This is a genomic window from Streptomyces litchfieldiae (assembly GCF_031845365.1).
GTDB lineage: Bacteria > Actinomycetota > Actinomycetes > Streptomycetales > Streptomycetaceae > Streptomyces > Streptomyces litchfieldiae.
In genome coordinates, this window is sequence record NZ_JAVREL010000025.1 from 43,844 (window position 1) to 57,262 (window position 13,419).

Annotated in this window: 5 protein-coding genes; 2 read left to right on the forward strand and 3 right to left on the reverse strand. The window is 70.6% G+C overall.

The window, feature by feature from the left end:
* The first annotated feature begins 1,057 nt into the window (after positions 1-1,057).
* Positions 1,058-1,828, forward strand: coding sequence for an AfsR/SARP family transcriptional regulator (locus RM590_RS30705; RefSeq protein WP_311708042.1), 771 nt, complete (start codon positions 1,058-1,060; stop codon positions 1,826-1,828).
* A 57-nt stretch (positions 1,829-1,885) separates the two neighbouring features.
* Here the strand turns inward: RM590_RS30705 and RM590_RS30710 are convergent, their stop codons facing one another.
* Together RM590_RS30710 and RM590_RS30715 are read right to left on the reverse strand one after the other, a co-directional pair.
* The gene (locus tag RM590_RS30710; RefSeq protein WP_311708043.1) at positions 1,886-3,229 is read right to left on the reverse strand and encodes an NAD(P)/FAD-dependent oxidoreductase; all 1,344 of its coding nucleotides are present in this window, start codon (positions 3,227-3,229) and stop codon (positions 1,886-1,888) included.
* A gap of 68 nt (positions 3,230-3,297) precedes the next feature.
* The gene (locus RM590_RS30715; RefSeq protein ID WP_311708044.1) at positions 3,298-3,570 is read right to left on the reverse strand and encodes an acyl carrier protein; all 273 of its coding nucleotides are present in this window, start codon (positions 3,568-3,570) and stop codon (positions 3,298-3,300) included.
* 392 nt (positions 3,571-3,962) lie between these two features.
* Here RM590_RS30715 and RM590_RS30720 point away from each other — a divergent pair, with 392 nt between their 5' ends.
* Positions 3,963-4,667, forward strand: coding sequence for a TetR/AcrR family transcriptional regulator (locus RM590_RS30720; RefSeq protein WP_311708045.1), 705 nt, complete (start codon positions 3,963-3,965; stop codon positions 4,665-4,667).
* A 199-nt stretch (positions 4,668-4,866) separates the two neighbouring features.
* Here the strand turns inward: RM590_RS30720 and RM590_RS30725 are convergent, their stop codons facing one another.
* Positions 4,867-13,410, reverse strand: a complete 8,544-nt coding sequence (locus RM590_RS30725) for a type I polyketide synthase (protein ID WP_311708046.1) — start codon at positions 13,408-13,410, stop codon at positions 4,867-4,869.
* Positions 13,411-13,419 lie beyond the last annotated feature (9 nt).

Sequence of the window (13,419 nt, forward strand, 5' to 3'; positions counted from 1 at the left end):
TTTTCTTGCCCTCGATCACGCGCCTGCTGCGGGAGGTCCCTCCCGCTTCACTCACCAGGACACTCGGCAGCCGCTCAGTCGGAAGGCCACCTACACTCACGAGAAGAAGATCTCCGGTTCATCCATTGCGGATACCTGCCGCAAACAGTCGCCGGGATGGTCGCGTTCCCTGCCACCGCCACTCCCGTCGAATGCCCTGTTCAGAACCTCTGTTGAACATCACGACCGGTACCTGGCCGCGGGATCGCGTCCCGTGCCGGTCGATTTCCGGCCCGGCGTCGGACGCCGTGGCGTCCGGTGTGCCAGCGGCCGGTGCGGTAGCCGTTGACCGTCGATCTCACGTCGACAGCGACATCGGCGCCGACATCGTGCAGCGAGAAGGTCATCCCGTGGGCCCGTTCCGGGAGAGAGAACCTCGGGCACGCTCGGCCCGGGGCGGCCCGGCGGGAGGGCGGGAGGGCGGGACCGGTCAATCCCTCCTCCATGCTTTCTCCGTCCGCGCTGGGTCGGGATAAGGAAACGGCACGCAGAGAAGGTGTGATACGGAGTGTTACTGCCCCCTTTCTGTCTCTTCTCCGTGTCAAAGCTGCGCACAGTGGGCAAATCGGATACGAGCTACTCGGGATCTCACGGGCCCCGTAAAAGCCAGCCATCAAGGAACTCCTCATGGTGGTCATTAGTCGATTCAGACTATAGGACCGCGCTCGGGAGGGGTCCTGTTCGGCGTGTGATGGAGATGCAAACAAGCTGGCGCGTGGTGATTTCTTAGACCGGCATTCCAACTGTCCGGCCTGAGACAGGCCCGTCCAAGGTGTCCGAGTGGGGTATCCGGGGGGTCGGACCCGCGTCCAGGTGAGTGGTCAAGCTGACGAGTCTCCCGCCTCGGTGCCCCGCGCGGACAGTGGCGAGAGCACTTCCAAGACATGAAAATTTCATGCCCTGCCACGTGAGCCCATCACTGGGAGGATTCGCTTTCCGTCTGCCAGGCTCCGAGGGCGCGCACCGGTGGCCGTGTGCCGGCCACTCAGGGTTCGGTGCAGATGAGGAAGAGGCGCAGATGGAGATCAACATACTCGGACCGTTCACCGCCCAGGACCACGGGGTGTCCATCGTGCCCAGCGCGGCGAAGCCCCGGCAGTTACTGGCTCTGCTGGCGCTGCATGCCGACCGGGTCGTGACCGTCTCGACGCTGATGGAGGAGCTGTGGGGCGAGTCCATACCGCGCAGCGCCGCAACCACCCTGCAGACCTACATCCTTCAACTCAGAAGAAAGATCGCCGATGCGCTGGTCGATGACCCGACGCGCCAGGCCAAGGATGTCCTGGAAACCCGCCACGGCAGCTACATCTTGAACGTGGGGCTCGGCACGCTGGACTACATGAAGTTCGAGCAGCTCGTCGAGTCCGGACGCCGCGCCGCGGCGGTCGGTGACCACCAGGGCGCCTCTCAGCAGTATGGGCAGGCGCTCGCGCTGTGGCGGGGCCCCGCCCTGGTCGACGTCCGGGTCGGCAGCGTACTTGAGCTCGAGGCGCTGCGTTTGGAGGAGCGTCGCATGTCTGCCCTGGAACGGCGGATCGAGGCGGACCTGGAAATCGGCCGACACGCGGAGCTCATTCCGGAGCTTCGTGTGCTGGTGGCTCAGCAGCCCCTGAACGAGAACTTCTGCGCACAGCTCATGGTTGCCCTGCAGGGCGCGGGCAATCCCTGGCGCGCGCTGGAGGCGTACCAGCGGTTGCGGAGTTGCCTGGTGAGGGAGCTCGGACTCGAACCTTCCGTCAAGCTCCAGCGGATCCAGCAGGCTGTGCTCACCGGGCGTCCCGTCGGTTGAACGGAGTGGAGGGCCAGCCGCACGGCTGGCCCTCCATCACGGGACGAACGGAGCAGATCAGAAACTTGGTGCGGCCGAGGGGGCCTTGAGGTCACCCAGGTACGGGTACCACAAGTGACTCGGGTCGTTTTCCACGGCCTCGACGATCTCCCGCATCGCGGCGAGCGCCTTCGGCTCCTCGTCGTCGTACACGTCCCCCTGAAGCATCTTCAGGACATCCAGGCGGTACCGATCGTCCTGCACGAACGCCGTGAACAGGATGTTCAGACGGTAGTAGATCGAGATGAACTCGTACCAGTTGCGCACCCCACGGCGAAGCTTCGTCTCGTAGGTCGAGAACTGCGCCCGAGAGAAGTCACCGTTCTTGGCCGCCGCGACGATGTCCTCGCACGCGATCCGCGCACTGTTGAGGGCCACGCTGACACCGCTGGAGAAGATCGGGTCCACGAACCGGGCGGCGTCGCCGATGAGGACGAAGTTGTCGCCGGCGATCTGCTTCATGCCGTAGCTGTAGTCGCCCTCGGTCTTGAGTGGCTTGACCTGTTCGGCCCTCTTCAGCACGTCGAACAGCTCGGGACGACTGGCGACGGTGTCCCAGAAGAACTTCTCGCGGTCGCCGCTGTATGTCTTGAACCGGCTCTTCTGGCTGACCACGCCGATCGAGGTGACCGTGTCGGTGATCGGGATCTGCCAGACCCAGGTGTCCGTCACCGGCAGGAAGTGGATGAAGATGTAGTCGGCCTGGTCCTTGTTGACCGCGAGCGCCTTGCGGTCCAGGCCGTCGAACCAGGTGTGCACCGCGTACTGATTGAACACCGGGTCCGGGACCTTGAAGTTCTCCTGCGTGCCCAGGTGGGTCCGGCGGCCGCTCGCATCCACCACCATCTTCACCGGCACCCGCCGGTGCCGCCCGCCTATCTTCACCCCGATCTGCGGGAGTTCGCCCGAGAAGTCGACCTTGCCGACCCGCACGCCCTGGTACACCTTGGCGCCCAGGCTCTCGGCGTGCTTCAGCAGGATGAGGTCGAACTTGCTGCGATCGACGTGGAACGTGTAGTCCCGGTCGACGCCCGGCTGGTCACGCTCACTGAAGAGGATCTCGGCGGCGCGGAAATCGTGGGTCAGGCCACGGAACCCCATGTGGTCGATGTCACGCTGTTCCGCGGACGTCCAGGCCGCGCCGAACTTCTTGGGGAAGCCGGCCGCCTCGATCTTCTCCATGGCGCCGATCTCCAGGAGAACCGGCGTGGTGGCCGGCACAAGGGATTCACCCACGTGGTCCCGGGGGAAGTTCTCGGCTTCGAAGACGGCGACTGACAATCCCGCCTTGGCCAGGTACGAGGCAGCGGTGGACCCGGCCGGGCCACCTCCGATGATGCCGATGTCGAACTCAGCGTCCACGATTTACTCTCCACTTCTGATCGGTCGTCTTGTCGGAAAGCGAGATGCGGTCCGGCGGAACCGGATGGTCAGGCGGACGGGTGGGCCAGTTTGTGCACCGTGTCCGTTATGCTCCGCAGATTGCCGAAATGCTGTCCGGTGAGGTGCGTCGGCGGGACAACCACGCGAAGCTCGTTCCTGATGAAGGCGAGCAGCAGAGAAGTGTTCATCGAGGTGAGTACGCCCCACTCCAGCAGAGGCGCGTCCGCCGTCAACTCCGGGACATCCTCGTCATCCAGGAAATTGTCCTGGATGTAGGTGCTGATGGCCTTGTAGATCGTTTCACGGTCTGTCGCCGTCACTGGTTTCTCCTGTAGGTCGGACGAGGAGCGCCGATGCAGTGCTCGACCCTGTTGAGGGTGCGCCAGCGCACTGGAGGACCGCTTGTCTTTCGCTCAGCCGCTCCGGCTTCCCGGCCTCTGCCGCAGGGAGAGGAGAGGGGTGTCCGGGCCCGAGGTCCGGGCCGGGGAACACCGGCGAGAAGCCGTCACCATGGCGTGTGCTGACGGCGGCACGACCGGTCGCCACGGCCGCTTGACATCCTCATTGGGAAGTCACTTAACATCCTTGCTCCCACGGCGGCCATAACTGTGCGGAGGCACCCGGGTATTCGCCGACCCAGGCAACAACCGGTGCAAAGAGCCGTAGAGTTGGCGTCGGCAGGTGGTGCATTCTGACGGAACAGGAGGTTTTCATGGGCACGTCGGAGGAGCCGGAAGAGCCCCAGGCGCCGGACGAGGCGACAACAGCGCGACGCAGGCCCATAGGGCGTCGTCCAGGCACTACGTCGAGGCGGCAGACGATTCTTGCCGCAGCGGAATCCGCCTTCGCGAAGCACGGTTATGAAATGGCTTCGATCAGGGCCATAGCCAAGGCCGCGGAAGTGGACGCGGCGCTTGTTCGCCACTTCTTCACTTCCAAGGAGGAGTTGTTCGCCGCGGTCATGAATGATGCCCTCCAGCCGGCGGACCTGGTGGCCGCCGTCACCGTTCAGGGCGGCGAGTGCACCATGGGGGAGGAGCTGACCCGCGTATTCCTCAGATTGTGGGAGGGCGAAGCGACAACCGGCAAAATGCTGGGCCTGCTGCGCTCGGCGCTGACGCACGACGGTGCCGCCGACATGCTGCGCGACTTCGTGACCTCGCGGGTGCTGGTGCCGGTGGCCCAGGCGATCGGCAGGCCGGACCCGGAGGTGCGGGCCACCTTCGTCGCCTCGCAGCTCGTCGGAGTGGCACTCACCCGCTACGTGGTGCGGGAACAGCCGATGGCGTCGTTGGACACCGAGGTCGTGGTCCGCGTCGTGGGCCCCGCCGTGCAACGCTATCTGACCGGAGCACTGCCGCTGTCTCCGGAATCCGACGCGGGCGGGAGCCGCCGAGCGCCATACCCCGGTCGATGACCTCAGGTCCCGACAGCGCTCGGCGGTGGATCAGTTCGACGACCGGGCTGACCCGCGCGGGGCTGCGTCGCCCTCGCCAGTTCCTCGAAATGCCCCGCGACCATGGCCTCCGTCAAGGAATCCGGGACAGCCGCGTACGACGGCGGCGCCGGGGCGTCGCGTGCCCGCCCCGGCGCCTTCCCGCGAGGGGACCGGCGCGTCAGAAGGAATCCCTGTCGAGCAGGTCGTTGACAGCGTTGATCTCGTCGTCCAGGAGTGTGAAGAGGTCGACCGCGCCGTCCGCCGCTCCCTTCGTCGCCGCCGGTGCCGACGCGGGAGGAGGCTCGGGGGCGGGCGTGCGCGAGGAGTCCCCGGCCGGCTGACCGAGCACCTCGGCGGTCAGGTAACGGGCGACGGCCTCGCTGGTGGGCTGCTCGAACGCGAGCGTCGCGGGCAGCTTGCAGGCGAAGCGCCGCTCCAGCCTGATCCGCAGCTCCACCGCGGTGATGGAGCTGACCCCCATCTCGAAGAAGCCCTGCCGCGGTTCGAGGTTCTCCGCGTCATCCATACCGAGGACGACGGCCACTTCCTCCAGCACCAGGTCGAGCAGCAACTCGTCCCGCTCCGCCATCGGCAGTGCGGCAAGACGCGCCAGCAGCTCATCAGTGCCGTCCGGCACCGCCCGGCCCGACGCCGCCATGTCGTCGAACAGCGGCCAGGACAGGGACTGACGGTACAGCGGCAGGAGCAGTGACCAGTCGACTTGCGCCAGGGCCACGGAGTCATGGGCACCCGCGAGGGCATGCCCCAGGAGCTGAGTTCCCGCAGCGGGGGACAGGGGCTTCAGCCCGCTGCGCAGCAGCAGGGACCGGCTGGCGTCGTCGAGCAGTCCGACATCCTCCCAGGGGGCATACGCCAACTGGGAAGCCGCCAGGCCGAGTGCCCGCCGATGCTCTGTCAGTGCGGCCAGCAGCCCGTCCGGGGCCGCCTGATGCCCGGCCCCGGCGGCGCCCCACAGCGAGGCGACGGACGTGAACACCACGAACAGGTCCAGTTCCAGGCCTCGTTCCGCGCACATGTCGTGCAGCAGCCATGCCCCGAGGGAACGGTCCGCCAGCAGCCCCTGAATCTCCGGACCGGTGGGTGGTGCCGCGTCCAGCGGTCGGAGGTTCCAGTCCGCGCCGATCCACACCACCCCGGCGAGCGGGGCCCCCGCCTGCTCGGCCTCACCGATCAGGTCGGCGACCGCGTTCGGCGTGCTGTACGAGGCGGCCGGCCGGCCCGCGGTGACCACGCGCCCGGCACCGTGCTCGGTGAGCCAGGCCGCCGCGTGGACCGCCAGTTCCCCGTCATCGCCCGCGACCAGATAGGTGCGATCGGCGCGCAGCGCCGGGGCGACGAACACCGGCTCCGGTTCGGCGCACCGGACCACTCGGGCGGTCAGTCTGCGGCCCGCGCGCACGGCGACGTGGTCCTCGCCGTCCCCCCCGAGCAGTTCCGCCAGCAGCTCGGCCGCGTCCTGCTCCGGTTCGACCGACAGGGGGTCCAGGTCGGTCACCCCACCCCACACCGGGGCCCGTTCCACGCCCGTGACACCGGCCAGCCGGTACGCGGGGGCGCGCAGAGGCGCGGGCAGCTCGTCCGCCCGCACCGCGGTCGCGCCGCGCGTGACGTAGTGAACGCGCGCTGGGTTCGCGGTCCCCGTGACGGCCTGCACCGTGGCGGCCACCGCGGGCAGGCTCGCCGCCACGGCGGCGGCCGCGGCCAGGTCATCGGCGACCGGAGTGCGCTCCGGCAGGTCGAGGGCGGCCAGATGCACCACGCCGCGGCAGCCGGAGCGCCGGTGCAGCTCGCGCAGCGTCGCGGTGAACATCTCGTTGGCCGGCGTGCCGTCCAGCACCTCCACCGTTCCGCCGCGGGCCCGCAGCAGACCGGCCAACGCGTCGGCGACCCCGCCCCGGTCGCCCAGCAGCAACCAGCCGCCCTCGGCGGACGGCGCGGCCGCGTCCTCCCGATCCGCCGGCCGAGGTCGCTCCTGCCAGTCGACGCGGTAGAAGTGATCCGCCACCGACCGGCGTTCTTCCGCGTCGAGCAGCCGGCCCGGCGGGGGAGCGAGCCGCACCCCGCGCAGCTCGGCGAGCGGCGTTCCCTCGGGAGTGGCCAGCCACACGTCGGCGCACGGCTCGCCACCCTCGGTGTTCGCACGCCGAGCGCCGATCACCAGTCGCCGGCCCGGAGTTCCGTACACCGCGGCCGACGCGATGTGGTGCGGCAGCAGTTCCGCGGTGTCGCCGCTGTCCCCGAGCAGCGACGGCAGCCGCAGCGCGAGCTCCAGTACGTCCGGCCGCATCCGCCACCGCATCGCCGCGGGCCCGCAGTCCACCTCCACCTGGATGGCGTCTCCCTCGCGGGCCGCGGCCACGGCGCGCAGCGCGCCGCTGCCGCCGCGCGCCGAGCACCACCGCGCCACGTGCTCGTCCGGCGGGAGGAGCGGGCCCGTCGGGAACGCCGTGCCGGACACCCTCCGGCCGCCGCCGCGCACCGCTCGCCCCGTGGCGAGCGGCAGGGACGGCGCGTCGGTGCCGTCGGCCCGCCCGTGCACGGTGAAGGCCCACGCCCCGCCGGGTTCCGGGGTCAGCGTCAGTTGGGCCACGCTCTCGGTGTCCGGAGCACTCAGCCACGAGCCCGGCAGTCGCACGTCCTTCAGGTCGCAGTAACGGCCGCCGTCACCGGAGATCGCGGCCAGCACCATCTCCAGCCAGGCGGCGGCCGGCAGCCTCAGGTGGTCGCCCACCGGCTCCGCGCCCATGTCGGCGGCCAGCCGGGCGTCGATGTCCGCCTCCACGATGCGCGTGCGCGACCCGCCCGCGGCCCGCAGGTCCCGGGTGAGAAGCGGGTGCCGCCCGCCGGCGCTCGCCGTTGCGCCGAAAGTGGTCGTGGCGCCCGCCGCTCCTTCGTGATCCACCCAGTACCGCTTGTGCTGCCATGGGTAGCCGGGGGCGTCCGCCAGCCGGCCGCCCCGCGGGTGGAGCCGCCCCCAGTCAACGGAGCGGCCGGCCGCGTGAAGTGACCCGAAGGCCGACAGCAGCGCGAGCGAGGAGTCCGTCTCCCGGGTCAGCGAGGGAACGAGCAGACGGTCGTCGATCCCGGCCGCGTCCAGCTCGTGCTCCGTCGGCGTGAGCTGGAGCGGGTGCGGAGACAGTTCGATGAACGTGGTGTGGCCATCGGCCGCGAGCGCGCGGATCGCATCGGCGAACCGCACCGTGTCGCGCAGGTTGCGCCCCCAGAACTCCGCGTTGAGCGGCTCGTTCACCAGGCCACCCGTTACCGAGGAGTAGATGGGCACGGTCGGCTCGGCGGGCCGCAGCCCGGCCAGCCGCTCCACCAGGCGTTCACGCATCGGCTCCGCCAGCGGACTGTGCGCGGGAGCGCCGGCCGCCACGGGCCGGAAGAAGATGTTGCGCTCCTTCATTCTGGCCTCGATCTCGGCCAGCGCCGCGATCTCACCCGAAATCACCGTCGAACGCCGGCTGTTGACGATGGAGACGCACAGCCGGTCCTCAAAGCCGGCGAGTTCCTCGGTGGTGCGCTCCTGGTCCAGGCCCACGACGGCCATGCCGCCCCGGCCCATCAGATCCGTCAACACCTGGGTACGGCACACCATCACCTCGACGGCCTGGTCGAGGTCGAGGGCCCCCGCGCACAGCGCCGCCGACACCTCGCCCATGCTGTGCCCGGTCACCGCGGCCGGCTCGACACCGAGCCGCCGCCACGTCTCCACCAGCGCGTACTGCACTCCGAACAGCAGGAACTGCTGGTCCAGTTCGGCCGCCGGCTCCTTGCCCTCGGCGAGCAGCGCGGCGATCGACCAGTCCAGGTATGGACGCATCGCCCGGTCACCGCGTTCGATCGCCTCCCGGAAGACCGTGTCCTTCCGGATCAGGTCCTGGCACATGCCGCGCCAGAACGAGCCATGACCGGAGAAGATGAACACCGGGCCGCGTTGCGGCTCCGCCGCGGCCCGACCGGTGACGACGCCCGGTTGGTCCTCGCCGCGCGCGAACGCCTCCAGCCGCTGTGCGAGCTGCGGCCGGTCGTCACCCACGACGACCACACGGTGCTCCAGGTGGCTGCGGCGCAGGGCCGCGGTGTAGGTGAGGTGCCGCGGACTGGACGGTGGCACAGCCTCCTCGGTGGCGTCCGCGCTCAGCAGCTCGCTCCAGGCGCGGGCCTGGGCCTGGAGCGCGGTCCGGCCGGCGGCGGACAGCGGCAGCGCGTACGTGTCCTGCGCGAGACCCGTGCCGGACTGCCCGGGAATCGAGGGCCGTTCCGTCTCCGGCTCCGCGTCCCCGGGCGGCTCGGCGAGAACGACATGCGCGTTCGTCCCACTGAAGCCGAAGGCGCTGACGCCCGCCACCCGCCGCCCGCCGTTCGATGTCCACGGCGTGCGTTCCACCGGGACGCGCAGCGGCAGCTCGTCCCACGGGATGTCGGGGCTCGGCTCGGTGAAGTGCAGATGGGGCGGGATCTCCCCGTGGTGCAGCGCCAGTACCGTCTTGATCAGCCCGGCGATGCCGGAGGCCGCCTCCAGATGACCGACGTTGGTCTTGACCGAGCCGACCAGGCAGACGTCGTCCCGCGCGCCCAGCGCCGCGCCGAGCGCCTGCAACTCGATGGGGTCGCCCAGCGGGGTGCCGGTGCCGTGCGCCTCCACATAGCCGACCTCGCCGGGGGCCACGCCCGCGTTCGCCAGGGCACGGCGCAGCAGGTCTTCCTGGGCGGGCCCGTTCGGTACGGTCAGGCCGCTGCTCGGCCCGTCCTGGTTGACGGCTGAGCCGAGAAGCACCGCGAGAACGTTGTCGCCGTCGGTGAGCGCGGCCGACAGCGGCTTCAGCACGACGACACCGCATCCCTCGCCGCGGGTGTAGCCGTCCGCCGTGGCGTCGAACGTCTTGCACCGGCCGTCCCCGGCCAGCGCGCCCATGGCGCTGGTGGAGCGGTGGATGACGTCGCTGAGGATGAGGTTGACGCCGCCGGCGATGGCGATCTCGCTCTCGCCGGACCGCAGGCTGGTCATGGCCAGGTGGACCGCGACCAGCGACGAGGAGCACGCCGTGTCGACGGCGAGGCTCGGCCCATGTACCCCCAGCAGATACGACAGCCGGCCGGCCGCGGCGGTGAACGAGTTCCCGGTGCCGTAGAAGGCGTCCACGTTGGCGGGGTGGCTGGTGACGATGTTCGCGTAATCCGTGGAGTTCATGCCGAGGAAGACGCCGGTGCGGGTGCCCGCCAGCGCGGTCGCGGGCTGCCCGGCGTGTTCGAGCGCCTCCCAGGCCACTTCGAGGAAGATCCGCTGCTGCGGATCCATCACCTTTGCCTCGCGCGGGGAGATCCGGAAGAACGGCGCGTCGAACTGGTCGACACCGTCCAGGAAGCCGCCGTACCAGATCCGCGAACCGGCGAACCGGTCCTCGGGTGCCGCGCCGACGGCGTCCACGCCCTCGCGGAGCATCCGCCAGTAGGCGTCGGGGCCGTTCGCTCCGCCCGGGAAGCGACAGCCGAGGCCGACGACGGCGATCGGCTCGGGCGACGGGTCCGCGGCACGCCCGGGGGCGGGAGCCCCCTTCGCCGCGGGTGGCGTGGCGGCCTCGGGGAGCGCGGGGAACCGCTGATGCAGGTAGTCGGCGAGCCGCTCCACGGTGGGGTGGTCGAGTGCGGCCGTCTTCGGCACGCGGATGCCCAGCGCTTGCTGGAGTTGACGGGCCAGCTCGACCGTGCCGAGGCTGTCCATTCCCAGTTCGGTGAATCCCCGGCGGCGGGCCAGGGCGCCGCCCTCGGGCAGGCCGAGCACGGCGGCCGCCTTTTTCGCGACGAGGTCGGCCAGTTCCTCCCGGCCCGGGCGCCGGGCGGCCGTCGCGGCGGGCACGGGCACGGGCTCGGGCTCGGGCGGAGTGGCGGCGTCCGTGTCCCCGGCGGGGACGAGGCGCAGCCCGGGTGCCTTCGCCACCATCCGGCCGGTGGAGTCGTACAGGGTGAGTTCACCGTGCAGCGAGGTGAGTTCCCCCGCCGCGGGCAATGCTCCTTGGGCCGGGGGCACCTCGAACCACAGCCGGTCGCCCTGCCACGGATAGCGCGGCAGCCGTTTGTTTACGCCGCCGGCCGGGGAGACCGCGTCCCATGCCACGTTCAGACCGCTGGCGAACAGCGTGGCCAGCGAGGTGCGGATGACGCGTACGTCGTCGTTGTCGCGGCGCAGCGATGGCACGACGGTGCCATCGAGCCCCGCGGCCTCCAGGCACTGCACGAGTGGCTGAGCGAGCACCGGGTGCGGTCCGAGCTCGACGAACGTCCGGTGCCCGGCGTTCAGCAGCTCGGTCACGGCCTCCGTGAACCGAACGGATTCGCGGACGTTGCGCCCCCAGTGCTCCGCGTCGAACCGGCCGTCGCCCGGGGTGGTGGTGACGATGGGAATACGCGGCTCCCGCGGGGCGAGGCCGCCGAGCAGTGCGATGAGCTCCGGCTGAAAGGGGGCCATCTGCGCACTGTGAAAGGCGTATTCACCGGGAAGCGTGCGGCAGGTGTGCCCGTCGGCCCGTAGTGCCGCGGTCACGGTGTGGACCGCCTCCGGCTCCCCGGCGATGACGGTGCTGGCCGGCGCGTTCGCCGCGGCCACGCACAGCCGGTCGCCATAGGGGGCGAGCACCTCGCGGACCTCGGCCTCCGGCAGCGCGACGGCCGCCATCATGCCCCGGCCGGCGGCCCCGGCGAGGAGCCGTCCGCGGTGCACGACGATCCGAACGGCGTCGGCGATGTCCAGCACGCCCGCCACATGCGCGGCGGCGATCTCACCCATGCTGTGGCCGACCACGGCGGTCGGCTCCGCGCCCCAGGACCGCCACAGTGCGGCGAGCGCCACTTGGACGGAGAACACCACCGGCTGCGTGATCTCCGTGTCGGCGAGCCGTGAGACATCCTCCTCCGCGGACAGCTCCTCGACCACCGACCAGCCCGCGGTCCGGCGGACCCATGCGTCGCACTCGTCGAGCGCGGCGCGGAAAACGGGCTCCCGCTCCCACAACCGCAGCCCCATCCGGGCCCATTGCCCACCCTGTCCGGAGAAGACGAAGCACACCCCGCCCGGACCGGCGTCGCTGGCCGGGCGGCCGGCGTCGGGCACGCCGTTGGTGAACTCGTCCAGCGTGTCCGCGAGTTCGGCCGCGCTGTCGCCGGTGACGGCGAGCCGGTGCTCGGCGTGGTGGGTGCGGCGGGTGGCCGCCGTCCGGACGAACGACGCGATGTCCGCCGGCTCGCCGTCCGGCGAGCCGTTGCCCCGCAGCCGGTCCCGGTGGGCCGCGGCCAGCTCCCGCAGTGCCGTGCCGGAGCGCGCCGACAGGGGCAGCACCAAGGTCCGCCCGTCGTCGGCGTTCTCGCCGCCGCCCGAGGCGGGGGACCGCGGTGGTGACTCGACCAGGACGTGGGCGTTGGTGCCGCTGAGCCCGAACGCGCTCACTCCGGCGATTCGCGGCCGATCGGCGGGGCCCGGCCAGTCCAGTGGCCCTTCGGTGGGCACCCGGAGCGGCCACCGGTCCCACTCGATGTTCGGGTTCGGCTGCCTCAGGTGCAGGTGCGGTGGTATCCGGCCGTGGCGGACCACGAGCGCGGCCTTCAGCAGGCCGGTGATGCCCGCGGCGGCGTCGGTGTGGCCGAGGTTGGTCTTCACCGACCCGATCACCAACGGCTGTTGGGCACTCCGGCCGCGCCCGAGCACGTCGCCGAGCGCCCACACCTCGATCGGGTCGCCCAGTGGCGTGCCGGTCCCGTGTGCCTCGACGTACCCCACCTCGTGCGGTTCGATCCGCGCCGCGGCCAGGGCGTCTGTCAGCAGCCGCTGCTGCGCGGTGGCACTCGGCACGGTCAGGCCCGCGCTGTGCCCGTCGTGATTCACGGCCGATCCGCGGATGACGGCGAGGACGTCGTCGCCGTCGGCCAGCGCGTCGCCGAGTCGCTTCAGCACGAGAACGGCGCAGCCGTCGCCGCGCACGATGCCGTTGGCCGCGGTGTCGAACACCTTGCAGCGGCCGTCCGGCGCCATCGCGCCGGCCTTGCACATGAACACGGTCAGCTCGGGAGAGAGCAGCAGGTTGACGCCGCCGACCAGGGCGGCGTCCGACTCTCCGGAGAGCAGCGACTGCCGGGCCAGGTGAACGGCGACCAGGGAGGAGGAACAGGCGGTGTTCAGCGAGAGGCTCGGCCCGTTGAGCCCGAGCAGGTACGAAAGGCGGCCGGAGGTGAAGCTGGACTCCTTGCCCGTGGCGTACCAGGGGTCGATCCCCGCGATCCCCGCGTCGCGGGCGTGCCGCAGAAGGTAGTCGAGACCGAGGCCGCCGGTGAACACGGCGGTGCGTGAGCCGGTCAGGTCGCCCGGCCGGATGCCGGCGTCCTCCAGGGCCTCCCATGCGACTTCCAGCAGCAGCCGCTGCTGCGGGTCCATCTGGCGGGCCTCGTGCGGGGCGATGCCGAAGAACGCCGAGTCGAACCGCTCGATGTCCGGCAGGAAGCCGCCCCACCGGGTGTACATCATGCCCGGGGTGTCCGGATCGGGATCGTAGTAACGATCCAGGTCCCAGCGGGATGGGGGCACTTCCGAGATCACGTCGGTGCCGTCCAGCAGGAGCCGCCACAGCCCGTCGGGTCCGTTGCCGCCGCCGGGGAAGCGGCATCCCGCACCGACGATGGCCACGGCCTCTTCGCCGCCACTTCTCATCGTTCCTCC